This is a genomic window from Paenibacillus sp. MER TA 81-3, assembly GCF_023713585.1.
Lineage (GTDB): Bacteria > Bacillota > Bacilli > Paenibacillales > Paenibacillaceae > Paenibacillus_B > Paenibacillus_B profundus.
In genome coordinates, this window is record NZ_JAMAWB010000010.1 from 56,347 (window position 1) to 78,638 (window position 22,292).

Below are 22,292 nucleotides of genomic sequence, written 5' to 3' on the forward strand. Positions count from 1 at the left end.
TGAGATTGACGTGACATAAAGGGTGATCTAACATGTGGCTATTAATAATTGCGGCAGGAGTTATTGTCCTGCTGCTGATAGGAATCACGGCCGTAAGCCGCCATGCATTTCGGCAGGTTACGCTGTGGGAGAGAAGCTCGCTGGACAGCGCTTATACGACGGTGGAAGGCTTCGGGCTGTTGACAAGAGCAGAATTCGAAGGCATTCCGAAGGAAGATGTCAGCATTATGTCCAAGGACGGACACACGTTAAGAGGCTACTATATCGAGCGATATCCGGAAGGTAATAAGGTCATTATTCTCGTACACGGCTATACCGCGAATCATATCATCTCGGCACAGTTTATCAGCCTGTTCGCAGATGAAGGATTCAATGTTCTGCTCATCGATCAGAGAGGCCATGGCCGCAGCGAAGGGACGTATGCGAGCTATGGCTTCCATGAACGTGACGATTTAGACGCTTGGGTGGAATTTGTAAGGCGGCACGCAGGCAAAGACGCATTAATTGGTTTGCATGGGCAATCGATGGGCGGCGGGACGGTGCTCATGTATGCCGGCATCAACCAACACGTGAAGTTCATTATTGCGGACTGCCCTTATTCCGACATGGAAGAGCTGATGAAATATCAATTGAAGCAGCTGAACCATGTTCCGCTGTTCCCGTTTATGGGCTTGCTGGACCGAAGCCTGAAGAAGACAGCGAAGTTCTCGATGAGACAGGTGAAGCCGATTGATGAGGTGAAGGATAAGGAAATTCCGCTGCTCCTTATACACGGGAATAAGGATACGTTCGTGCCGACGCAGATGAGCGTCGATATTCATAACCAGAAGCGAATTGGATTAAGCGAGCTATTAATCATCGACGATGCGATCCATGCCAATGCCTACCCGACGAATAAGGAACGATATCGGGACAAGGTGCATCAATTTTTACAACAGGTATTCGAAAAGGAGTCAACAACATGAAGCAACAAGAGCTAGTGTTGCAGCTAACCATTGAACCGGTACATAAGGGGAATTGGGAGACGGCGCTCGACTTGGAAGTTCATCCTTCCCAACGGGAATGGGTGCCGACCGTCGCGGAATCGTTGGCATCCGCCTACATTCGCCCGGATGACGAACAGATCGATCCATACGCAGTATATATAAACGGCGTTATGGTCGGATTTTTCTATTATTCGTATACGCCGGGCAGCCGCGATAATTATTGGATTTGCGGTTTTTTTATAGACAAGGCGTACCAAAGACAGGGATATGGAACGAAAATGTTTGCGGCATGCATGAATGAACTGCGATCCCAATTTCCCGAGTGCAGCGTCATTCAGTTGACCGTTCACGAGGACAATAAGGTCGCGCAGCGCTTTTACCGGAAACGCGGATTTCATGATACCGGCATTGTGCGGGAAGAAGCGCGAGAAATCGTATATCAATTAACTCTTTAACGAAAGCTATCAACGTAATAAAAAAACAAGGCAGAGCTGGTCAGCTCTGCCTTCAAAATGGATTATTTCAATATCCCCGCTTGCTGCAGGAAGTCTCGCGCTGCCTCTTCGGCAGGAATGCCTCCCACATTCACGTCATAATTCATTTTCCGCATTTCTTCATCCGTTATTTTACCGGAGAGCTTATTCAACGTCTTCTCCAGCTCGGGATATTTCGTGAGCGTCTCCTTACGCATGAGGGGAGCGCCTTGGTATGGAGGGAATAATGATTTATCGTCTTCGAGCACCTTAAGCTCATATTGCTTCAGCTCGCTATCGGTTGAATAGGCATCGATGAGCGTGATGTCTCCCGTCTCGACGGCGCTGTACCGCAGCTTCGGCTCCATCGTGACCAAATTCGGGAACTGTATGCCGTACAGCTGTTGAATCCCTTTATATCCATCTTCCCGATCGGAGAATTCAAGCGTAAATCCTGCCTTCAAGTTCGAGGCCATCTGCTTCAAATCAGTAATGGTATTCAATTGATATTGTTCAGCGGTAGCACTTGGCACTGCCAATGCATACGTATTGTTGAACTCCATCGGCTGCAGCAAGACCATGCCGAACTGATCTGCCATGCCCTGCTTCGCCTGTTCGTACACGTTGCTGCGATCCGTGCTGACGGCTTCCTGTTTCATGAACGTCGTAATCGCTGTACCGGTAAACTCTGGATAAATGTCGATTTCACCGGCTTCCAGCGCATTGAACACGAACGATGTCTTGCCGAAGCCAGGCTTCACTTCTACCTTCAAGTCAGTGTCCTGTTCGATTAATTGCTTATATATTTGAATCAGAATTTCCGGCTCTGAGCCGAGTTTGCCGGCGATGACCAAGTCTTTCTGGCCAGACCCCCATGCAAAGGGAATCCCGATGAAGAGGATAGCGGCCAGCATGGCAATTCTAACAAATCTCAACGATCCTTTCTGTGACAGCCGTTCTGCGAGCCGCAGCATGACGTCGAACAGCAGCACTAAGAGCGCGGTTGGAATCGCGCCCAGCATGATAAGCATGTTGTCGTTGCGATCAATGCCGAGCAGAATCAGCTTTCCTAGCCCGCCTGCTCCGATTAACGCGGCCAAGGTTGCTGTACCGACGATTAACACCATGGCGGTTCGTATTCCCGCCATCATGACGGGCAGAGCGAGCGGAAGCTCTACGCGCAACAGACGCTTGCGATGGTTCATGCCCATGGCGCGGGCGGCTTCGATTAGCGCCGGATCGATTTCTTTAATGCCCGTGTACGTGTTGCGCAGTATTGGAAGCAGCGCGTACAGCACAAGCGCGATGATAGCCGGAACCTTGCCGATGCCGACGAGCGGAATGAGCAATCCAAGCAATGCGAGTGAAGGAATCGTCTGCAGCACGGCGGACGTGCCGATAATCGGTTCGGCCCATTTCGGATGCCTGGTTAAATAGATGGCCACCGGAATCGCGATGAGGATCGCAAACAGCAAAGCGATAAATGAGATCTGAATATGCTCGAGCAGGGCGTTCAAGAGCTGCTCCTGACGTTCGATAAAAGTGCTCCATAATCGACTCATCCGATTCCCCTCGCTTCCATCCGCTCAGCTAGAAATTGGACGACCGCTTGCCGATTGACGGTTCCGACCAACTCTCCGTCTTGTTCGATAGGAATGTCATCTTCTTGCGCGAGCCGCGACAGCATCTCGGATAACGAAGCCTGGGAAGAGAGCGGTGCCGCATCATTTGATAAGCATTCTGCTTCCACTTTCTGCAATACTTGTTCCAACGGCAATATATCGTCTGTCATCGCTGAGACAGGCGCAGCAGCGCGGGCGCCTATGAAGTCTCTGACGAAGTCGTCGGCGGGATGCTGCAGCACCTCCTGTGGCGTGCCGCATTGTACCACCTCGCCATCCCGCATGAGGCAGATGCGGTCTCCCAGCGCGAGCGCCTCCTGCATATCGTGCGTCACGAAGACAATCGTCTTCCGAATGCGCTTCTGCAGATCGGCGATATCCCGCTGCAGTTGCTCGCGGCTAATCGGGTCGAGCGCGCTGAACGGTTCATCCATGAGTATAATGTCCGGATCGGCTGCTAGCGCGCGAACGACCCCCACCCGCTGCTGCTGTCCGCCTGATAACTCATGCGGCTTACGGCTGCGGTAGGTGTCGGGATCGAGGCCGACCATATCCAACAGCTCGTCAACGCGTTTGCGAATATCGTCCTTACTCCATTTTCGCAGCTCAGGCACGACGGCAATATTTTCTTCAATCGTCATATGAGGGAACAGAGCGATCTGCTGCAGCACGTAGCCAATATTCCAGCGCAATTCGTATAAGTTGTAATCGCGGATATTCTTGTCATGGATGAGAATATCGCCATCCGTCGTATCGATAAGCCCATTAATCATTTTCATCGTGGTCGTCTTGCCACATCCGCTTGGGCCGATTAGCACGAAAAATTCTCCTTGCTCAATATGCAAATTCAAGTCGTCTACGGCCTTGGTGCCGTCGGGATACGTCTTGGATACATGATTGAATTCAATCATGGTTCACTCTCCTTAAGCTGCCGCCGGCGGCAGTTCGTTCACTTGTGACATGAAGGCGGGCAGAGGTGTATATCAAATTAAATATAGTGGCTTGAAGGTGGAAAAATACGTGATACGAAAAAATGACTTCATGTCTACATCCCGCAAAAAGGGTTGAAAAAAACATTTTATCGAATGTTAGCTAGGAATTATAGTGTTTCAAAGAGAATTGAAAGATATGGAAGACGTGGTTGAGTAGAACACGTGATCAGAATACAAGGAGACCATGCATCATGAATGAGAGAACAAACATATTTGCCGACTTAGAAACGGATCGATGTGCCTTGAGACAGGTGAATGCAGAGGATGCGGCGTTTATTTTGCGCCATTTCGGAAGCGAGGAAGTATGCCAGTTCCTGTTGGATGAGGAACGGTACACGCATATCGATCATGCGCACGAATTGATTGAGTGTTACGCTGATCCAGACAGCAAGGGGCATAATCGCTGGATGATTCTGAATAAGGATACAGGTGAGCGTATGGGCACGTGCGGCTTTCATGGTTGGGACAGAAGGAATCTAGCAGCAGAAATCGGCTATGACTTGAGCCCTGAATATTGGGGGCGTGGTTATATGAGCGAGGTGCTGGCGACCATGCTTGCCTTTGGCTTCGAACGGATGGGTCTGAATCGGATTCAGGCCATCGTATATCCGGACAATGAGCGCTCGGCACTATTGCTGCAAAAATTTTATTTTGTAAGGGAAGGCGTTATCCGCGACAAGCATTTATACCTGGGCCAATTCTATGACCACGATTGCTATTCGCTGCTAAGAAGAGAATGGACCGGGAGCCAACAATAAGCTGTTGTCATCATAGTAACGATGAACCAGCGTTAACCGAGGGATCCTATGAAAACGGTTCAACTAGGGGTTGTGCTGCTTATGTTGTTTATGCTAACTGGCACAATCATCTACAAAACATCCGACCAATCCGCACCGCTGCAGCTCTCCGAATCCATGAAGGATACGTATCGCTCCGTGGCGTGGCACAGTTTGAACGAAGCCGAGCAAGTCGGCGTTATCAATCATTGGAAAGAGGCGGACGTCTCGTTCCGCAAGAATGAACACCTTATGATTTTTCCGGTAGGCGAAGCACAGGCGCATATTTTCGAAAAAATAAGAGACAAGGTCGAACAGTGGATTACGGTGACCTTTCACACCAATCATGATGAACGGCTCAGGCCGATTACGGTCGTTATTCATCCAGGCAGCGGGGAGGTCGTCGGATACGTTGCACGTTTTTGACCACTCAAAGTGCATGTTCAAAAAGGACTTGTTGAACAATCATCGGAGGTTGACGAAGATGCATGTCATATTGGAAGCATTGGCAAAGGACATGGAATTTACAGGGGACACGGAGCGCGATATGCGTCTTTTTCTAGAGCTGCATGGCTGCCTGCAGACAGCTGACCATTGCTTTGACGTAGCTCAGGAAGCACAGCGGATTGCGCACTTATATGGTGCGGACCCACAGGCCGCCCTGCTGTCAGGTTATTTGCACGATATTAGTGCGGTCATTCCCAACTACGAACGCATCGCTGTGTCGCGCAGCTTAGGTCTTGAAGTGCTGCCAGAGGAAGAGGCGTTCCCAATGATTATTCATCAGAAGCTGTCACGGGTTATAGCGGAGGAGTTATTCGGCATTCGTAACTTGAACGTATTAAGTGCCATCGAATGTCATACGACGTTGAAGTCGGGCGCCTCCTTGATGGATAAAATCTTGTTCGTTGCGGATAAGCTGGCGTGGGATCAACCTGGAGTTCCGCCGTATCAGGAGGCAATGCTCAACCAGCTTGATGTATCATTGGATGATGCGGCCTTCGCATATATTCATCATCTATGGCAGCAGCGAGAGCGGTTAAAGGTTGTTCATCCATGGCTTAAAGCTGCTTACGATGATCTGGCACATCAATGTAAGGCTTCTGGAAGCCTGTAAGCTTCAATTTATAGGGAGTGAAGGTATGAACAGTATGGACAGCGTCATTACGATTGTTCCTTTTCACGAGGAAGCGCAGATTCAACAGCTTCAAGATGCGTTTGCGGGCAGAGGCATAAGCCGGCCGGAAGGATATTTCGAGAAGTGCTTCCGCGAAAATCAGAACGAAACCCGTTACTCTTTCATCGGTTATGTGGACGGACAGGTGGCTGGGTGCGCGCACTTGAAGATTCAGTCCGATTACCCGCCGTTTCAGGAGCGGGAGATTCCCGAAATCAACGACTTGAATGTGTTCCCGGCCTATCAGAGAAGGGGCATAGCAAGCAAGCTGTTCGATGAATTCGAATCTGTCGCTGCCTCTCGCACGGGACGCATCGGCGTCGGTGTAGGATTATTCCAGGATTACGGGAAAGCGCAGATCATGTACTGCAAGCGCGGATATGTGCTGGACGGCAATGGCGTCCATTATGATAACGTTCGGGTCGAGCCGGGGGAGATGGTGCGGGTGGATGATGATTTGGTGCTTTATTTAGTGAAGGAATTGAATAAAGATTAACATGGAGGATCTGAGCCTAATGAAGCCGATTCAAGCGGTATTCCTTGACAGAGACGGTACGATTGGCGGAACGGGTCATTTCGTTCACCCGAATGACTTTCAGCTATACCCGAATTCAGCCGCAGCGCTCCGGCTGCTGCGGGAAGCGGGGCTGCTCGTGTTTGCGTTTACGAATCAACACCGAATAGCGCAAGGACAGGCCAGCGTGGAGCAATTCGAGCAGCAGTTCGCTTCCTACGGGTTCCACCAAGCTTATATTTGCCCCCACGAGGCAAATGATGAATGCGAGTGCCGCAAACCGCTCCCGGGTATGCTGCTGCAAGCGGCCGCCGACTATAGGGTGGATTTGCGGCTTTAATTCTGCTGTCTGCGCCCGAGGCGACACAGTTCTATCCGAAGCTGGGATTCGAACGGTAGGAACGCGCTATATCATTACGCGTAAACGATAAATATCGATGTGCATATACACGAAGGAGGGGGAGCATGTCTTTTTCCTATTCAGGCATCCATCATGTCCAATTGGCGGCGCCTGCAAATTGCGAAGACGCAGCACGGCATTTCTATGGGCATGTGCTGCGCATGACGGAGATCGAGAAGCCTAGTAATTTGAAAAAACGGGGCGGCGTCTGGTTCGTTTGCGGCAGCCAGCAGGTCCATATCGGTGTGCAGGAGCCGTTCGTGCCTGCCAAGAAGGCGCATCCTGCCTTTGAAGTGAAGGGGTTGAAGGCGCTGCGGGAGCATGTGCTTGCGAACACTATCGGCATTGTAGAAGATGAGCCTTTGGAGGGCTATCATCGCTTCTATTTGTTCGATCCGTTCGGAAATCGGTTGGAATTTCTCGAAAAAGCGTGATGAGATCGGAACTTTGAAATCGGGATATATAGCTACTCACATCATGGAAAGCATTGTAGAGGGATGGGACATGAGAATTATTTATTGCAGCGATCCGCTGGATAGCAATCGAGTGGATGCAGACTATGAAACGGAATATGAGGCGGCGCGCAAGCTCGGCTTTTCTGTCGGGCTCATTTCATTGGAACTGTTGCTTGCCGATGAACCTGAACAGGCTATACGCAAAGTGAATTGGGCTTCCGATGCAGAAGTCGCCATTTACCGGGGATGGATGATCAAGCCTCGTTATTACGCGATGCTGTACGATGCGCTGAAGCAGAAAGGCATCACATTAATTAACACGCCGGAGCAATACAGGCACTGCCATCACTTTCCTTGTTCCTATAACATTATCAAGGAGCATACACCAGCAAGCATCTGGTTTCCAGAGGAACAGGTGCGTGATCAATTCGACAGTGTGCTTGAAGGGCTGCAGGTGTTCGGAGATCAGCCCGTCATTGTCAAGGATTATGTCAAGTCGCGCAAGCATGAATGGGAGGACGCCTGTTATATTCCCAATGCGGCTGACAAGGAGCATGCTCGGCAAGTCGTCAGCAATTTCGTGACCAGACAGGGTGATGACCTGAATGAAGGCATCGTGTTCCGGAAATTTGTGCGGCTCGAATTTCTGAACCAGCACCCGAAGAGTGATATGCCGCTGTCGAAAGAATACCGGGTGTTTTTCCTGGATCATCAGCCTGTTCTAGTGCTTCATTATTGGGATGAGGCGGAGTATGACGAGGACCGGCCGGATATGAAGCTCTTCATGGAAATTGCACGAAGGGTGGAGAGCCGCTTTTTCACGATGGATATCGCGAAGCTGGAAGCAGGAAGTTGGACCATCGTGGAACTGGGTGACGGACAAGTGTCGGGATTGCCGGATCTGGCTGATATCGAAGGATTCTATCGTTCGCTCCATCGCGATGATACAATGGCTGGAAAGGAGATGGATTGAACAATGAGTATACCCAAATTGAAACGGGGAGACGAAATCCGGGTTATCGCTCCTTCTAGAAGCTTGTCGCTCATCTCTGTGCCACAGCGAGAGTTGGCGAAGAGCCGCTTGGAACAGATGGGGGTTACAGTGACGTATTCCACGCATGTGGAAGAGACGGATGATTTTTGTTCTTCGTCGATTGTATCCAGAGTGGAGGATGTGCATGAAGCATTCCGCGACCCGAACGTGAAAGCCATCTTGACGGTAATTGGCGGCTATAACAGCAATCAGTTGCTCCGTTATTTGGATTATGAACTGATCGGGCGCAATCCGAAATTGTTCTGCGGATATTCGGACATCACCGCGTTAAGCAACGCGATGTATGCCAAGGCAGGGCTTGTTACTTATTCCGGAGCTCATTTTTCCACCTTTGGCATGGAGCACGGCATCGAATATACGGCGGAACATTTCCGCAAAATGGTGACGACGAACGAGATTATGACGGTCACTCCGTCGGCACAATGGAGCGACGACGCGTGGTATCTCGATCAGGAACGGCGGGAATTCATTCCGAACGAAGGCTGGTCGATTATTCACGCAGGCACTTGTGAAGGAACGATAATCGGCGGCAATTTGTGCACATTGAATTTACTGCAAGGCACGGAGTATATGCCGGATCTGCGCGGGGCCGTTTTGTTTCTAGAGGATGACGAGTTAACTAGTCCAGAAACGTTCGACAGAGATTTGCAGTCGCTTCTTCACCAACCTGGCGCCGATGAGGTGCGCGGATTGGTCATCGGCCGTTTCCAGAAGTCGTCCCGTATGACGTTGGCATTGTTGACGAAGATCATCGCCACCAAGCAGGAGCTGCAAGGGATGCCGGTCATTGCCAACGTCGATTTCGGCCACACGACGCCGATATTCACGTTTCCGATCGGAGGATATGCCAAGCTGGATGCCAATCGAGAGGCTCCGCCGCAGCTGCAGTTCCGGGAAGAGCCGTTTTAGGAGCAGCAGGGTGACAGTTGCTAGGTTGATATAGAAGGCCGTGTTGCAAGCTCGTAAAGCAGCTTGCGGCACGGTGGTCTTTTTCTGCGGCTACGCAGCCAACTGATGCGGCAACTGCAAAAGTGCATCTAAAATCGCGATTTCAGCCGATTTTTGAGTTGCGACAGGTCCATCGCGGACACACATCCCCGTTAATTAAAGCTCTTTTCGCAAAAATTGCTGCTTTACATTATTTTTCGGTATCCAACCAGCATCTCTGCTTCTTAAACAAAAGGTTGAATCTGTCCGCTTTAGAAAATTAATCGAACAAGGCGCAGTTAAGGAAAAGCCAAAATGGCTTATAGATTATTGGGGCAGTAAAACCATTGCCGGTTAAGTGCTAATGCCTGCTACAAGACACAATTTCCTTCACTTGAATCGAGCCATACGTATAAAAAGTAAGTGCCAGAAATAATATACGATGGGTGCTTGCCCTCAAACTAGCGGAAAACGATAGTTCAATAAACCGCTCTTATCATGGCGATTTTTCTTTTGTTCAAAAATCAACAATAAACGATAACAAAGCCCGGCTGAGTGATTCAGATGTCCATTGAATGATTAGGATACAGCATTGGAGTGGTATAGAAGGAAGGTCGTGGTAAGCGCTATTGGAAAATATGCAGTCAAATGTACGGACTTGGCTGCAAATAGTCATGTAGACTGTAAATTGCCCAATGGATTGGGCTGTTTTCAGCCATTAGAGCGGATGGAGTGTCAAACTATTGGATGAAATCCAATAGAATCGACCGTAAAGAGATATACACTACTGTTTCATTGGAGCAAATCCAATGGATGAGACAATTGTGAGCTCGCATGCTTGTGAGGAGAGCGGAAGCAGTAATCGTAAGAGAGTGGGGACGGGCTAATCCATTCAGTCAGGAACGATTGAACCGGAGCAAAAGGTGCGATATTCGATATTCTTGCTCATCTTCTAATCTTCTGAATAATTGGGATAGTGGGCAAAAGGGCTATTTGGCGAACCTGCCTTAGAGGAAAAGGAGAATTCGCACGATGGTTGGAGCCGAACTCCTTAACATTGGTGTGCAGGAATAGTATGGTATAAGGACAAGAGACATCTAATCGGAGGGGATTCAGCTTATGGAACATGATTCAAAGTTTGGGGAAATGATCACATCGGAGGCCGAAATCCGCACGCTGATTGGAAATCCAAGCGAATTGGTCAAGCGCAAGGTCATCGCAAGGCTTGACGACAATTGCATCCGGTTCCTATCGCAATCGCCGCTGTTGTTCCTTGCGACATCCGACGAGACGGGACATTGCGACGTGTCGCCGCGGGGAGATGCTCCCGGCTTCGTGCACGTGCTGGACGCGCGCCGCTTCATCATTCCGGAACGTCCGGGTAACCGCCGCATCGATTCGTTGCGCAACATACTGGCGAACGGTCATGCGGGAGTCATCTTCATCATTCCCGGGTTAGAGGAGACGCTGCGTGTGAACGGGAGGGCTTGCATCGTCAAGGACCGCGCGCTGCTTGAGCCGATGAAGGCGAGCGGGAATAGCCCCGTTCTCGGCATCGGTATCACAGTGGAAGAATGCTTCATCCACTGCGCCAAGGCGTTCAAGCGCTCCACCCTGTGGAACCCGGCTTCCTGGCCCGCGGAGGAAGAGCTGCCGTCCGCAGCGCAGATGCTGGCCGCTCACGCCCGGGGCAATGCGGACGACATTGCCCGCAGCCTGCAGGAAAGCTATACGAAGCGATTGTATTAGCCGAGCCGCATTTCTGCTGCATATGAACGGCGCCCACGCCCCGCTATGGGATTCTCCATGCGGGGCGCTTTGCTTTTTTTACCTCAAAATCCTCGGTACACCGTATGGCGCCGCATGATAAATTCCGGATGGATAAGGTCGCTGCGCCATTACGGTGAATTATACTATCAAGTGGCTGAATGTCCTGTCGTCACGATCCTAATGGCGCTTACAACGTTACGCTCAACTGCTTCATTGTCTCGTTCCACTCTAACGTGCAAGGCAGCGCATCACGGAAGAGCTGCAGCGGCACCATCAATTTTCCTCCGTAAATGATCATCGGGGTGGATAGCTTCACTGCTTGTCCATCCACTTGTATGTTTAATTCGTTATGTTGGATAGGAATAATGACGGTTCGGTCGTCCAGCTGAATGTGCACGCTTTTATCGGTAATCGTGTAAGGGATATCGAATGCGCTCAACGTATCTATTAGCGGAAGCAGTACTTGGCCCTCATGGCGAACCGGCTTCGATGGAAGCTGAACCGATTCTTTGTTGAGCAATACCGAAATATTCAGTTGTTGTGGAACGGGCTTTTTGGGTGCAGCCTTTGAATTGGCGTTGGACTTGGCTTTATTTGATGATTTGCTTTTGCTTGGTTTTGACTTTGCCTTTGATCCTGACGATTTTGCTTTGTTCGCAGCTTTTGACGAGCTGCTCCCCTTTGAACTGCTTGACCCGCCATTGTGGTAATGGTATTCCCCGTATTCGAGCCCCCATTTCTCACAATTGGTGCGGCAGTAATGTCCGCCGTTGCTGTCCGTTCTTCCCGGGTGTGCGCCAGCGGCGGGAGTGAATGCCGATATGACCATGACGACAGCCACGCCGGAGCCGAGCCATGTTTTCAACCATTGCTTCATATTCAGTTCCTCCTTGGTCTATACACATTGGTTCCCATGTATTATAGTTAAAATATTCCTGAAAGTATAGGGCATGTCTTACGGATTTAGGGGTCGATTTTCTAAAAAAATGCAAATTTCATATTGCGAGCAAAGACGAGGTGCATCATGGACAGAACGATTCTGCACGCTGCCAGAGAGGTGGCAGTTTCGGCCGTTAAAGCCGCAGGCGATATAACAAAACAACGTTTCGCTACCTATCACCAATGTGAAGACAAGGGGGCCTTCGGAGATGTAGTGACCGAAGTCGATCATCTTGCCGAGCAGGTCATTGTGGAGGCTATCGGACACACGTTTCCCGAACACCTTATCCGAAGTGAGGAAGCCGGACAGCTGGGGAAGGAGAGCGACTGGCTGTGGCTAGTGGACCCGCTCGACGGCACAAATAATTATGTAATCGGTCTGCCGGTTTTTGCGGTATCTATTACTTTGCTATTTAAGGAGCAGCCTGTGCTAGGCGTTATCTATGAGCCTATGACTGACCGCCTCTACATATCTATCAAGGATGAAGGATTTTTTTGCAACGGAGTCCAGATGCAGATGAAGAAGAAGCCGCAGCTGCAACTGCAGCGGGCGACATTGGGCTGGATTCAGGGACATCTTGTTCAGCATGATGAACAGGCCGTTCAATTGCGGCAGCATTTGGACTTGAAGTGCAAGCGAATGCTAAGGGTGTGGGCTCCAACTCTAGTCTGGTGCATGCTCGCGAAGGGCGATGCCGAGGCAATCGTGCTCTACAACTCGGAAGGTGAGGATTTGTATTCGGGCGTGCTTATGGTTCAAGAAGCGGGCGGACACGTGATGGATTTCCAAGGCAGACCATTTCAAGGCATGTGCGAGGAACCTTATTTAATTGCGTGTCATCCCGACTATAAAGAAGAGTGGCTGCAGATCGTCAAGCAAGGCTTGCGCGCATGACAATGAATCCATGTTTGATGCGTCGGCTTGTCCTGCTTCCGTTATCTCGTTGAAGATTTGCACATGACAACTAGGAACTAGGAAAGCCGGTCTCTTTGTGAGACAATAGTAAAAAGTGGCAGCGGTTGCCGAAATTGTTTCGTTGCAAGGCTGATGGATGAAGAAATGTTGCATCGCTCTTGAGGGATTAAGGGGATGCGAAGGAGATTAAGCGAACATGACACACATGAACGAAAGACTATTGAAGCAAATCGAATTCATTAAGGAGATAGATAAGCTGAAATCTATTTTTCGCAAGTCCTATCTGCTTGATCGCAGCCGGTATGAAAATGATGCCGAACACACTTGGCATTTGACGGTCATGGCCATCCTGCTTCAAGAGTATGCGAATGAACGGAATTTGAATTTGCTTCGCGTGCTTAAAATGCTCATCATTCACGACATCGTCGAGATCGATGCAGGAGATACATTCGCCTACGACGCGAAAGGGAACGAGGACAAGTTCGAACGAGAATCGCAAGCGGCCAGACGTATCTTCGGTCTGCTTCCGGAAGACCAGCAGCACGAGATGAATCAACTCTGGGTGGAATACGAGCAGCGGCAGACGCCGGAAGCTCAGTTCGCATCCGCCCTGGATCGGCTTCAGCCGCTACTTCACAATTATGTGACTGAAGGGAAGTCATGGCAGGAGAACGGCATTACGAGCGATAAGGTGCTGGCTCGCATCCGTGGCATCCGGGAAGGGTCTGCAGAACTCGGCAAGCTGGCGGAAACGATCGTGCGCAGCGCCGTAGAGAAAGGCTATCTTTCTAAATAGCAACAATTCATCATCGAAAAAATAACGAAATTGCGTGCATCCCGTGAGGAACAGGCCGCAAAATAACGTTTGGCAGCTTCGTGGACTGTACAATGAGGCTGCTCGTTGCATGCATGACCAGGTAACTTAGGTCCAACATTATACGACCATCCGGCGGTTCCGCGAAGGAGGTATGATATGACGACTGGCATTGTGCTTATATTCGGCATGTTCATCTTGTTCATCGGCGGAGTGTATGGCGTGTCAATGTTTCTTAACTTGGGGGAGCCGCAACTTCTCATTTTCGTCGTATTTGCTGGATTTACATTAATCGGCATTGCCAAAATCATTACTTACCTCAAAGGAATCTATTACATACAGCTAGGCATTCCGCTAGATCGCGATCTGGTGAAGGATAAAATCGCGCGCTGGCCGATCTATCACATCCGCTCTCATCATTTCCCGCTGGAAGGAGATTCCCGCCATTCGCTGGTGCAGCTGGACGACGAATGGTATGTGCGGACCACTGTATTCGCCCAATACGTCTCCCATAGCGGTTTTACGCATACGTTTCGATTTCCCGGGAAAGAAGAGATCGTCCTGAGCAGCTCGACACAGTATATAAAAGGAATCAGCATGTTTGATATTAACGATACCGTATTCGTCAAGCTGTCTGTGCTTGGATATGAGCTGTATTTCGACGAGAATACCGCCTATATCGTTTAGGAGAAACAGGGCCCGATGTTCCATATATAGAGAGGAGGATTTATCGTGGCGCTGCCTTAATCGAATGGGATTTAGAGGAGGAGAAGTCAGTGGAACGGGTTCAAGAAAGAAGCGGTATATTGCAGCAATTTGGTGAGTGGATGGCATTTGTGAACGATTTGAACAATAGGAATGAAGAAGTATGGGAGATACGCGAGGAAGGGAAAATGTCCATACGTGAAATCGTATCCCACATTATGCGTTGGGATGAATATTTCTATCAGCATGCGATTGCGAAAATCGTGCAGGGGCAGCCATTGACAGTACAGCATTTGAACTTCGACGAGTTTAACCATGAAGCCGCTGCATACGCCCATACGATTCCGCTCGACCAGTTGGTGCGAGAGACGCTGCAATGGAGACAGAACGTCATTGACGCGATTGCGGAGATGTCTGAAGAGGACTATTTGCAATCCTATGTGGAAGGTGAAGGCAATCCATTTTCAGCACCGCAATATTTGCAGGATTTTCTGTGGCATGATCGGCATCATATGGAACCGATGAGAGCTTTGTTAGATAAGGGGGAACAAGAGACAACATGTTAATACGCAAGCTGAAAGTAGAAGATGTAACACAATTGGCAGTACTTTACGCAGAGCTGGATGATCGCCCCATTAACGTAGAGAAGATGACGACCCGACTGACTCGATTGAACGATGATCCGGATTATTTGTTTTTGGGTGCGGCGGGCGAGAACGGCAAGTTGCTCGGTTCGGTGATGGGCATTATTTGCGAAGATTTGACAGGGGATTGTCAGCCTTTTATGGTGGTTGAAAATGTAATTGTCACGGCGGCGGCTCATGGCCAAGGCATCGGGATGAAGCTGATGAGTCGATTGGAAGAGTTCGCCCGTGAAAGGAACTGCCATGTCATGATGCTGATGTCGAGTGTAAAGCGCGAGGGCGCACACCGGTTCTATGAACGCCTCGGCTTCAGCAAGGAAGTTGGGTACGGGTTTGTGAAAGATTTGTAACGGAGGTTTCGGGATGGGGATCTGACCTATCCAACCAAATGATGCGGAAGCGTTTTTGACATTAAACAAAACGCTAGATGAAGAAACGTCGTTCATGCTGTATGAGCCGGGAGAGCGGAATACGACGGTTGAAGCGCAGCATGATCGCATACAAGGAATGCTTCAGTCTGGACGCTCCATCATATATGTTGCCGAAGAGCATGACACACTGGTTGGGTACATTGCCGGTCTCGGTTCAGATATTCAGCGGACGAAGCATGTCTTATATATCGTTATCGGCATACTGCAGGACTATGCTGGTCAAGGGATTGGCACCCAATTGTTCAATGAGTCACGGTTGCTTCACGATGGACAGGGAGCCGTGGAAGGATATTAATCTATATTGTGTCACCAGCAACGACTAAAGCTCCGAACGTTCCGGTTGCCGGATTGTTCGGAGTTTGTTGTCGTATCGTTGTAGAATAACCGCCGAGCTCACACTGTGGATGGTGACATCATGTGGCGCCAACAGGTTGAACACGCACTTTAAGCGTTCAGCACCCAGCGATTGCATCTGGCCGTCTGGCCTGCTAAGGTCCAGCCGGTCTTGTCATAATAAGCATTGAAGCAGGCGTTAAGCGGACAAGTCACATCTACCGGAATCGGGAAGGCTGTCTGCAGCATGCGGTTCAGCAGGCGTTGTCCGCGGTAATTCTCCGCTACGGCGAATTGGTAAAGAGAGATGCGTTCGCTTTCTTTTTTTGGATAGAAGCGCAGCGCGCCGGCAATTCTATGATGCTCGACAGCTATAAGTATTTGATTCCGCTTCGCAGCAGCACGCGCTCCGTCCGGACAGAAAAATTCTTCGTTCGGAATCCCGTCGTGTCCCCGAATGATATTAGCATCGAAGAACGTAACGATTGCGGCAGCTTCGGCTGGGCGTGCCAATCGTATTTCCATGATGTCTCCTTTCTGCTCGTGAATTTATCTATTTGCCGACAAGCACAAATACGTTTTGATCGGGCGCTTCCATGACAGCGACGTGGCCGGATTCCGTCGGAAAGGGTTCACGTATCCACTGGATATCGGATCTGTCGGATAAGGCTTGGTATACGTCACGCACGTCCTCCACGTATAATTCAATATCGGTAACATTGAGCTCCGGATTGTTCTGCAACACGAGCTCAGAGCTCTTCTCATCAGGGAATTTCAACCCGACGAGGGTCCATGTTCTGCCTTCTCCGATGTTTCGTTCAATGCGCCAATTTTCCGTCAATCCAAGCGTTGTATAGAATTCCACGGATGCCTCCATGTTTGGGGTATACAGTGCCACACATTCCAGTCTTTTAAGCATATTAGTTCCTCCTAAAGTAATTTTTAAGCCTGTATATACTGTAGCATCTATATACGTCAATATTTGTCGTAGATATAAAATAGTTGTACAATAGATTACAAAACCTGACGGATTAACGTACCGGGAAATAAAAGAGGGACAATGGATGCAGAAATCGAAACGACTGATTGAATTAATGATGTTAATCAACAAAAAGCAGCACTTCACGGCGCGTGAATTAGCTGAAGAATGCGGTGTTTCGCTGCGTACTATCCAAAGGGACCTGGCCGATTTAGAGGAACTAGGTGTGCCGTTATATACGGAATTCGGCCCCAAGGGCGGGTACCGACTGCTGAAGGAGAAGCTTCTGCCTCCGCTTACTTTTACCGAGAACGAAGCAATTGCGATGTTTTTTGCCTATGAATCGCTGCAGAACTATACCTCCGTTCCGTTCGGGAAGGAGGCGACTTCGGCATTAACCAAGTTCTATAGCGTTCTGCCTCCGAACACGAAGCGAAAGATTGATGAGCTGAAGCATCGCATCCTATTCTGGGTTCCGATGAGAGAGCAGGACGTTCCTTTTTTATATCTTATATTGGAGGCAGCTGTAGAAAGGAAGGTAATCACGATTCGCTATGATTCGGCGAAGGGAGAGGGGGACAGAGATATTTTGCCGATTGGCTTATATTCACATAACGGGTATTGGTACTGTCCTGCCTATTGCTTCAATAAACAGGCTTACCGGTTGTTCCGAGCGGACAATATCCGTTCGCTTCAGCTGCGGGAGGAGTTGGAGCCGGCAATGAAAGAGAAAATCGGCAAATCGATGACGCTCGAGGAATGGTTTCTGCCGCCCACACCCCAGCATACCGTACCGCTGCGGGTTGAATTAACCCGATTAGGAGTAAGGAAATGTCAGGCTGATCCTTGGCTGGACAAGGCAATTACTTTACGTGAAGACGGATCAGGCTTTATTAATAGTAAAATAGAAAAACGGGAGATTGCATACTATGCCGATTTTGTGTTTGGATTGGGTACAGATGCTTTCGTGGAGGAGCCTTCGGAGATGGCCGATCTAATTGTGGATAAGCTGGAGAGGCTTCAAAGTCGCTATCAATTATAGAATAACCGTGGGACGAGCAACAGAAGGATATGGTTGTGAAAATGGTCGAATTAATCGACGAGACCACTACAAAACAGGAAGGAAAATCGTGTCTATGGACTTGAAAAAACTACGTTACTTTATCGCAGTGGCGGAAGAACTACATTTCAACCGTGCTGCGAAAAAACTGAATATAACCCAACCTCCCTTGAGCCAACAAATCCAAAGTCTTGAGGAAGAACTCGGCGTGAAGCTTTTGGAGCGAACCAAGAGACAGGTTCGACTTACGTCAGCAGGAACGATATTTTTGGAAGAATCCAGAAACATTGTTTCTCAATTGGAACGATCTATTAAGGTGACACAACTTGCAAGTCAAGGAAAAATTGGACATTTGTCCATCGCATTTGTAGATTCGGCAGTTGGCGGAATGATGGTCAACGTTTTAAAGGGATTTCGGGAGCGTTTTCCCGATGTGCAGCTTACTCTATTTGAAATGACATCTGCCGAACAACTGAAAGCTTTACACGATGGAAAAATTCATGTTGGCTTCCTTCGTTCGGTAGATCCGTCAAAGCATATCACCACTCGACTCTACACCAACGAATCACTCGTTGCCGTATTACCCAAAATGCATCCGTTAGCCATACATCCAACCCTGTCTTTACATTCTTTGGCGGAAGAACCCTTTATCTTGTTTCCGCATCATATGGGGGCTTCTTTTCACGACCTCATTATAGACTTTTGCAGGCAGCATGGATTTCAGCCCCACATCGTGCAGGAAGCTGTTCAAATGTATACCATTGTTAATCTGGTAGCTGCCGGTATAGGCATTTCAATTGTACCCTCTTCGGTTTCTGTTTTCCAACGCAGTGATGTCGTATTCCGATCTTTTAACGAAGATACACCGTCAGTCCCTCTCTATGCAGCCTGGAAAACAGATATGAGTGAAACCGTTCTGACTAATTTTCTAGAAGTGGTGGAAGAAACAGTTAATAGTCAGACAAGCAAACTTGTATAAACCCTATAATCTTAACCGGTTTTGCTTGGATCAAACTCAACAACGCCATTTAAAATGCTATTTATTTGCCTCATGACCTCAGTATCTAGACAGACACCTGCAGCTTTTACGTTTTCCTTTACCTGCTCGGGCTTCGAGGCGCCAATAATGGCTGAGGACACTTGCGGGTTTTGCAGAACCCATGCTATCGCAAGCTGTGGCAGCGTCAAACCGCATTCCTGTGCGATCGGCTGGATTCTCTCTACTGCCTGAAGGACTTCTTTACGCAACCACTGCCCGGCCAAGCGTTCGAAAAATGGTGAACCAGCTGTTGTAGAAGCGCGGGAGCCCTTCGGTATTGGCTTGTCTGGTGCATATTTACCGGAAAGAATGCCCTGCGCCAGTGGTGACCAGACAACCTGCCCAATTCCTTCACGCTCACAAGCGGGAATAACTTCGGCTTCAATAACACGCCATAGCATGGAATATTGGGGTTGACTTGCCACGAAGGGAACTTTCAGTTCCCTTGCCACAGCCGCTCCAAGCTTTATCTGTTCTGCTGTCCACTCACTTACCCCTACATACAGAACTTTTCCCTGCCGAACCAAATCGGAAAAGGCCAAAAATGTTTCTTCAAGCGATACGGTCGAATCAAACCGGTGTGCATAATAGACATCGATATAATCCGTGTGCAATCTTCGAAGCGAAGCATGGCAGGCTTCCATGATATGTTTGCGGGATAGCCCTTTATCGTTATGTCCGGTACCCGATGGATGAAAGACCTTCGTGCACAACTCAATACTTTCACGACGTATCCCCTTTAAAGACTCACCTAAAATAGATTCCGCTCTCGTCTCTGAATAAACATCAGCTGTATCGAAAGTTGTAATCCCGGAGTCTAGTGCAGCATTTACACAAGCTTGCGCTGTGGTGTCATCCACTTGCGCACCGTGTGTTATCCAGTTTCCTAATGCCATCTCGCTTACCGACAAGCCACTTTTGCCAAGTTTCCGATATTTCATTCTTAATTCCTCCCTTCCATATAAATTTGATTATAACAAGTGATTTTTAATATTAAAAATATATAATACACTCGTTATTGATATGAAATACGTATTACTCCAATCGGGATCTGGCCAGGGGGCCTCAATTTACCCGGTGGAGTAGGCTCACCGTTCCACCTCTTCCCTCACTATCCTTTCATTCAGAGCAGAACCTCCCAGTATCTTTTAAGCGAGGATATATTGTCGGTTTTCGACGGTTCTTACGTCCATTCTCCCAGACATTCAGGAAGGAGAACATCCGACTGCAAGACAGCATCGAGGAAAAGTATTTACCGCGTTAACTATACATACAGCAATCGCTATAATGATGGTGAATCAAACAGCAATCGCTATAATGATGGTGAATCAAAATTATTATTGGCATGCCGTCTTTCTGAAGGAAGGGGAGAATGGAGCAAAGGGTGGTTGAAGCAGCTCATTTGGTCAATTATACTGAGGTAAATAGAATCTCGAGATAGATTGACGGAAATGGAGAAAGCGCATTCAAAGTTTTCATGGAAAAGAGAAGATGGACGTTGTAAATCATGATACTGATCTGTGTAATAGGAAGCGAACAACTGATGTAGACATCATTGACAATGGAGGCGGCAGGGTGAGAAGTGAAGGCGATATCATAATCGACGTAGGCACTATGGAGAAGAACATCGTCATTGGCATCGAAGGCGGCGGTACGAAGACACGCGCAATGGCGGCGCGAGTAGATGGCAGCATTATCGGTTATGCGGAGACTGGCTGCAGCAATCCGAACAAAGATGATCGCGCGCAAGAGAATGTGAGAGAGGTTATTGAGAAGGTGCTGCAAGCAGCGGGAGCGGGGCCAGATGAGGTTGTCGGCTTATGTGCAGGATTGTCTGGCTTGGAATCGGAGCAAGACTTGACATGGGCTGCTGATTTTACGGATGTTCCGGGAATTTCTTGCCCGAAGCGGCACGTGAACGATTCCACTGTTGCCCATGCGGGAGCTTTCGTAGGAGAGGCGGGTATTATCGCGATATCTGGAACCGGATCGGTCGTATTCGGAATCAATGAATACGGACGGCTGCTGCGAAATCAAGATTATAAGCACTATGCAGGGGCGGCGCGTCATTTGTCGTATGAGTGCGTGCATCGCATTATCGCAGGCTGCGCGGAACAACGAGGCGATGGGAGTCTCTTGGAAGAGGTGCTCTCATACTGGGGAGTAAGCAGCATCGGGCAACTGAACGAATTGGGAGCCGGGGGATTCGCGAAGAGCGAGTATGAACAGATGCGCCTGTTCGGGCAGATGGCTCCGATAGTGACGCGTGCGGCGGCCGAAGGCAGCCCATTGGCCGCTGGCGTATGTATGCAGCTCGTGCAAGCTCTCGATGTGGGGGTTCGACTTATTTCGAAGAGGACAACGTGCAGGTGGCCTTCATGGGCAGTGTCATTCGCGACCCGTTCGTCAGCCATTTGCTCACGGAGCGTCTACAAAGAAATGGTGCCAAGCGATATCGCATTATCGAGCCCCGACTCTCGCCGCCAGCGGGCGCTGTGTTGCTGGCGTTGCGGGAATGCGGCGCGCCTGCCGATGAACAGGTTCTGGCACGTCTCGCGATGGAGAAAGCAACGTATACATTACATAACGGTTGAATCGACATAAATTGCATGAAGGAGCTGCAGCAGCATGACAATGCACATTAAACAAGAACTGAAGAAGATCTATAACGAACACGCCCATGAGCGCAATGCTTCCTCGAAGCAGGAATGGAAGATTCAGAGCCGGGCCCGATTTCTCGAGCAGTTGAAGGCGAATCATACCCGCACTCTTTTGGAGATTGGAGCAGGCACTGGACAGGATAGCTTGTACTTCATGGAGCACGGCCTCGATGTGACGGCCATTGACCTGTCGGAGGAACATGTTTCTTATTGCAATCAGCGCGGTATTCGAGCCTTTGTCATGGACTTATATCAATTGGATTTTCCGGATAACAGCTTTAATAGTATATATTCGTTAAACTGCCTGCTCCATGTGCCCAAGGTCGACCTGAATGCGGTGCTCATCGAGCTCAAGCGTGTGCTTGCGCCGGACGGACTGTTCTACTTAGGTCTGTATGGCGGTTACGAATTCGAGGGCATCAACGAACGCGACAACTTTATAGAGAAGCGTTTCTTTTCGTTTCATCGGTTTGAAGTATATCAGAATCTGCTGCTAGAACATTTCGAAGTGATCGAAGGTGAGCGGATCGTCATAAAAAAGGACTTTGAGTATCATTCGTTTCTGCTGCGGAAGAAGACGGAGTGAAGCACACTACTAGTGATAAGTGGTGAAAGAAGGAGGGTAA

At 49.1% G+C, this 22,292-nt stretch carries 27 protein-coding genes; 21 read left to right on the plus strand and 6 right to left on the minus strand.

The window, feature by feature from the left end:
• Window positions 1–32: 32 nt before the first annotated feature.
• Both M3650_RS15915 and M3650_RS15920 read left to right on the plus strand, forming a co-directional pair.
• The gene (locus M3650_RS15915; protein ID WP_251576189.1) at window positions 33–965 is read left to right on the plus strand and encodes an alpha/beta hydrolase; all 933 of its coding nucleotides are present in this window, start codon (window positions 33–35) and stop codon (window positions 963–965) included.
• Window positions 962–1,441 carry a GNAT family N-acetyltransferase gene (locus M3650_RS15920; RefSeq protein ID WP_019424204.1) on the plus strand — a complete coding sequence of 160 codons (480 nt, stop codon included), beginning with the start codon at window positions 962–964 and terminating at the stop codon, window positions 1,439–1,441. The genes M3650_RS15915 and M3650_RS15920 overlap by 4 nt, the downstream gene beginning before the upstream one ends.
• Before the next feature lie 62 nt (window positions 1,442–1,503).
• Here the strand turns inward: M3650_RS15920 and M3650_RS15925 are convergent, their stop codons facing one another.
• Window positions 1,504–3,021: an ABC transporter permease/substrate-binding protein gene (locus tag M3650_RS15925; protein ID WP_251576191.1), complete on the minus strand. Its 1,518-nt coding sequence runs from the start codon at window positions 3,019–3,021 to the stop codon at window positions 1,504–1,506.
• The gene (locus M3650_RS15930; protein WP_251576193.1) at window positions 3,018–3,992 is read right to left on the minus strand and encodes an ABC transporter ATP-binding protein; all 975 of its coding nucleotides are present in this window, start codon (window positions 3,990–3,992) and stop codon (window positions 3,018–3,020) included. Before M3650_RS15930 ends, M3650_RS15925 begins: the two co-directional genes overlap by 4 nt.
• A 272-nt stretch (window positions 3,993–4,264) precedes the next feature.
• On the opposite strand from M3650_RS15930, the gene M3650_RS15935 reads away from it, so the two are divergent.
• The 9 genes from M3650_RS15935 (at window position 4,265) to M3650_RS15975 (ending at window position 11,125) form a co-directional block, all read left to right on the plus strand.
• On the plus strand, window positions 4,265–4,831 hold the full coding sequence (locus tag M3650_RS15935; RefSeq protein ID WP_019424201.1) for a GNAT family N-acetyltransferase: 567 nt from the start codon (window positions 4,265–4,267) through the stop codon (window positions 4,829–4,831).
• Window positions 4,832–4,879: 48 nt separating this feature from the next.
• Entirely contained in the window at window positions 4,880–5,275 is a 396-nt protein-coding gene (locus M3650_RS15940) for a hypothetical protein (protein WP_157259751.1), read from the plus strand.
• A gap of 13 nt (window positions 5,276–5,288) precedes the next feature.
• Complete coding sequence (locus M3650_RS15945; protein ID WP_311295092.1) at window positions 5,289–5,966, plus strand: HD domain-containing protein; 678 nt, start codon at window positions 5,289–5,291, stop codon at window positions 5,964–5,966.
• Window positions 5,967–5,991: 25 nt separating this feature from the next.
• Window positions 5,992–6,522: a GNAT family N-acetyltransferase gene (locus M3650_RS15950; RefSeq protein ID WP_251576195.1), complete on the plus strand. Its 531-nt coding sequence runs from the start codon at window positions 5,992–5,994 to the stop codon at window positions 6,520–6,522.
• 19 nt (window positions 6,523–6,541) lie between these two features.
• The gene (locus M3650_RS15955) at window positions 6,542–6,880 is read left to right on the plus strand and encodes an HAD-IIIA family hydrolase (protein WP_251576198.1); all 339 of its coding nucleotides are present in this window, start codon (window positions 6,542–6,544) and stop codon (window positions 6,878–6,880) included.
• A gap of 125 nt (window positions 6,881–7,005) precedes the next feature.
• Entirely contained in the window at window positions 7,006–7,374 is a 369-nt protein-coding gene (locus M3650_RS15960) for a VOC family protein (RefSeq protein ID WP_251576199.1), read from the plus strand.
• Between the two features lie 70 nt (window positions 7,375–7,444).
• Complete coding sequence (locus M3650_RS15965) at window positions 7,445–8,368, plus strand: ATP-grasp domain-containing protein (RefSeq protein ID WP_251576201.1); 924 nt, start codon at window positions 7,445–7,447, stop codon at window positions 8,366–8,368.
• 3 nt (window positions 8,369–8,371) lie between these two features.
• Window positions 8,372–9,358, plus strand: a complete 987-nt coding sequence (locus M3650_RS15970; RefSeq protein WP_251576203.1) for a S66 family peptidase — start codon at window positions 8,372–8,374, stop codon at window positions 9,356–9,358.
• A 1,137-nt stretch (window positions 9,359–10,495) separates the two neighbouring features.
• Window positions 10,496–11,125 (plus strand): pyridoxamine 5'-phosphate oxidase family protein, encoded by a 630-nt coding sequence (locus M3650_RS15975; RefSeq protein ID WP_251576205.1) that lies wholly within the window; start codon window positions 10,496–10,498, stop codon window positions 11,123–11,125.
• Between the two features lie 208 nt (window positions 11,126–11,333).
• On the opposite strand, the gene M3650_RS15980 is transcribed toward M3650_RS15975, so the two are convergent.
• Window positions 11,334–12,023 carry a stalk domain-containing protein gene (locus M3650_RS15980; RefSeq protein ID WP_483311749.1) on the minus strand — a complete coding sequence of 230 codons (690 nt, stop codon included), beginning with the start codon at window positions 12,021–12,023 and terminating at the stop codon, window positions 11,334–11,336.
• Window positions 12,024–12,170: 147 nt separating this feature from the next.
• On the opposite strand from M3650_RS15980, the gene M3650_RS15985 reads away from it, so the two are divergent.
• From M3650_RS15985 to M3650_RS16010, 6 genes are all read left to right on the plus strand, one after another.
• Complete coding sequence (locus tag M3650_RS15985; protein WP_251576207.1) at window positions 12,171–12,980, plus strand: inositol monophosphatase family protein; 810 nt, start codon at window positions 12,171–12,173, stop codon at window positions 12,978–12,980.
• 217 nt (window positions 12,981–13,197) lie between these two features.
• The gene (locus tag M3650_RS15990) at window positions 13,198–13,797 is read left to right on the plus strand and encodes an HD domain-containing protein (RefSeq protein WP_251576209.1); all 600 of its coding nucleotides are present in this window, start codon (window positions 13,198–13,200) and stop codon (window positions 13,795–13,797) included.
• A gap of 177 nt (window positions 13,798–13,974) precedes the next feature.
• Window positions 13,975–14,502, plus strand: coding sequence for a hypothetical protein (locus M3650_RS15995; RefSeq protein WP_251576211.1), 528 nt, complete (start codon window positions 13,975–13,977; stop codon window positions 14,500–14,502).
• An 89-nt stretch (window positions 14,503–14,591) separates the two neighbouring features.
• Window positions 14,592–15,086, plus strand: coding sequence for a DinB family protein (locus M3650_RS16000; protein ID WP_251576213.1), 495 nt, complete (start codon window positions 14,592–14,594; stop codon window positions 15,084–15,086).
• Complete coding sequence (locus tag M3650_RS16005) at window positions 15,080–15,514, plus strand: GNAT family N-acetyltransferase (protein ID WP_251576214.1); 435 nt, start codon at window positions 15,080–15,082, stop codon at window positions 15,512–15,514. The genes M3650_RS16000 and M3650_RS16005 overlap by 7 nt, the downstream gene beginning before the upstream one ends.
• A 55-nt stretch (window positions 15,515–15,569) precedes the next feature.
• Window positions 15,570–15,890: a GNAT family N-acetyltransferase gene (locus tag M3650_RS16010; protein ID WP_251576216.1), complete on the plus strand. Its 321-nt coding sequence runs from the start codon at window positions 15,570–15,572 to the stop codon at window positions 15,888–15,890.
• 149 nt (window positions 15,891–16,039) lie between these two features.
• Here the strand turns inward: M3650_RS16010 and M3650_RS16015 are convergent, their stop codons facing one another.
• Together M3650_RS16015 and M3650_RS16020 are read right to left on the minus strand one after the other, a co-directional pair.
• On the minus strand, window positions 16,040–16,453 hold the full coding sequence (locus M3650_RS16015) for a GNAT family N-acetyltransferase (RefSeq protein WP_251576218.1): 414 nt from the start codon (window positions 16,451–16,453) through the stop codon (window positions 16,040–16,042).
• A 28-nt stretch (window positions 16,454–16,481) separates the two neighbouring features.
• Window positions 16,482–16,847 carry a VOC family protein gene (locus M3650_RS16020; RefSeq protein ID WP_251576220.1) on the minus strand — a complete coding sequence of 122 codons (366 nt, stop codon included), beginning with the start codon at window positions 16,845–16,847 and terminating at the stop codon, window positions 16,482–16,484.
• A 145-nt stretch (window positions 16,848–16,992) separates the two neighbouring features.
• Between M3650_RS16020 and M3650_RS16025 the strand changes: the two genes are divergently transcribed.
• A complete protein-coding gene (locus M3650_RS16025) occupies window positions 16,993–17,949 on the plus strand; it encodes a helix-turn-helix transcriptional regulator (protein WP_251576222.1) in 957 nt (318 codons plus the stop codon).
• Between the two features lie 94 nt (window positions 17,950–18,043).
• Window positions 18,044–18,946 (plus strand): LysR family transcriptional regulator, encoded by a 903-nt coding sequence (locus M3650_RS16030; RefSeq protein WP_251576549.1) that lies wholly within the window; start codon window positions 18,044–18,046, stop codon window positions 18,944–18,946.
• Window positions 18,947–18,957: 11 nt separating this feature from the next.
• Here M3650_RS16030 and M3650_RS16035 read toward each other — a convergent pair whose 3' ends face one another.
• Window positions 18,958–19,947 (minus strand): aldo/keto reductase family protein, encoded by a 990-nt coding sequence (locus tag M3650_RS16035; protein WP_251576224.1) that lies wholly within the window; start codon window positions 19,945–19,947, stop codon window positions 18,958–18,960.
• A 634-nt stretch (window positions 19,948–20,581) separates the two neighbouring features.
• Between M3650_RS16035 and M3650_RS16040 the strand changes: the two genes are divergently transcribed.
• On the plus strand, window positions 20,582–21,610 hold the full coding sequence (locus M3650_RS16040; protein WP_251576226.1) for a BadF/BadG/BcrA/BcrD ATPase family protein: 1,029 nt from the start codon (window positions 20,582–20,584) through the stop codon (window positions 21,608–21,610).
• Window positions 21,611–21,634: 24 nt separating this feature from the next.
• Complete coding sequence (locus tag M3650_RS16045) at window positions 21,635–22,252, plus strand: class I SAM-dependent methyltransferase (protein WP_251576228.1); 618 nt, start codon at window positions 21,635–21,637, stop codon at window positions 22,250–22,252.
• Window positions 22,253–22,292: the final 40 nt, after the last annotated feature.

Bases quoted from the DNA above. Each gene is read 5' to 3' on its own strand.
- M3650_RS15935 (WP_019424201.1), top strand. From the start codon at position 4,265: ATGAATGAGAGAACAAACATATTTGCCGACTTAGAAACGGATCGATGT.
- M3650_RS15940 (WP_157259751.1), top strand. From the start codon at position 4,880: ATGAAAACGGTTCAACTAGGGGTTGTGCTGCTTATGTTGTTTATGCTA.
- M3650_RS15990 (WP_251576209.1), top strand. From the start codon at position 13,198: ATGACACACATGAACGAAAGACTATTGAAGCAAATCGAATTCATTAAG.
- M3650_RS15985 (WP_251576207.1), top strand. From the start codon at position 12,171: ATGGACAGAACGATTCTGCACGCTGCCAGAGAGGTGGCAGTTTCGGCC.
- M3650_RS15965 (WP_251576201.1), top strand. From the start codon at position 7,445: ATGAGAATTATTTATTGCAGCGATCCGCTGGATAGCAATCGAGTGGAT.
- M3650_RS15960 (WP_251576199.1), top strand. From the start codon at position 7,006: ATGTCTTTTTCCTATTCAGGCATCCATCATGTCCAATTGGCGGCGCCT.
- M3650_RS16025 (WP_251576222.1), top strand. From the start codon at position 16,993: ATGCAGAAATCGAAACGACTGATTGAATTAATGATGTTAATCAACAAA.
- M3650_RS15950 (WP_251576195.1), top strand. From the start codon at position 5,992: ATGAACAGTATGGACAGCGTCATTACGATTGTTCCTTTTCACGAGGAA.
- M3650_RS15975 (WP_251576205.1), top strand. From the start codon at position 10,496: ATGGAACATGATTCAAAGTTTGGGGAAATGATCACATCGGAGGCCGAA.
- M3650_RS16030 (WP_251576549.1), top strand. From the start codon at position 18,044: ATGGACTTGAAAAAACTACGTTACTTTATCGCAGTGGCGGAAGAACTA.
- M3650_RS15925 (WP_251576191.1), bottom strand. From the start codon at position 3,021: ATGAGTCGATTATGGAGCACTTTTATCGAACGTCAGGAGCAGCTCTTG.
- M3650_RS15970 (WP_251576203.1), top strand. From the start codon at position 8,372: ATGAGTATACCCAAATTGAAACGGGGAGACGAAATCCGGGTTATCGCT.
- M3650_RS15930 (WP_251576193.1), bottom strand. From the start codon at position 3,992: ATGATTGAATTCAATCATGTATCCAAGACGTATCCCGACGGCACCAAG.
- M3650_RS15920 (WP_019424204.1), top strand. From the start codon at position 962: ATGAAGCAACAAGAGCTAGTGTTGCAGCTAACCATTGAACCGGTACAT.
- M3650_RS16020 (WP_251576220.1), bottom strand. From the start codon at position 16,847: ATGCTTAAAAGACTGGAATGTGTGGCACTGTATACCCCAAACATGGAG.
- M3650_RS16015 (WP_251576218.1), bottom strand. From the start codon at position 16,453: ATGGAAATACGATTGGCACGCCCAGCCGAAGCTGCCGCAATCGTTACG.
- M3650_RS15915 (WP_251576189.1), top strand. From the start codon at position 33: ATGTGGCTATTAATAATTGCGGCAGGAGTTATTGTCCTGCTGCTGATA.
- M3650_RS15945 (WP_311295092.1), top strand. From the start codon at position 5,289: ATGTTCAAAAAGGACTTGTTGAACAATCATCGGAGGTTGACGAAGATG.
- M3650_RS16005 (WP_251576214.1), top strand. From the start codon at position 15,080: ATGTTAATACGCAAGCTGAAAGTAGAAGATGTAACACAATTGGCAGTA.
- M3650_RS15955 (WP_251576198.1), top strand. From the start codon at position 6,542: ATGAAGCCGATTCAAGCGGTATTCCTTGACAGAGACGGTACGATTGGC.
- M3650_RS15980 (WP_483311749.1), bottom strand. From the start codon at position 12,023: ATGAAGCAATGGTTGAAAACATGGCTCGGCTCCGGCGTGGCTGTCGTC.
- M3650_RS16045 (WP_251576228.1), top strand. From the start codon at position 21,635: ATGACAATGCACATTAAACAAGAACTGAAGAAGATCTATAACGAACAC.
- M3650_RS15995 (WP_251576211.1), top strand. From the start codon at position 13,975: ATGACGACTGGCATTGTGCTTATATTCGGCATGTTCATCTTGTTCATC.
- M3650_RS16035 (WP_251576224.1), bottom strand. From the start codon at position 19,947: ATGAAATATCGGAAACTTGGCAAAAGTGGCTTGTCGGTAAGCGAGATG.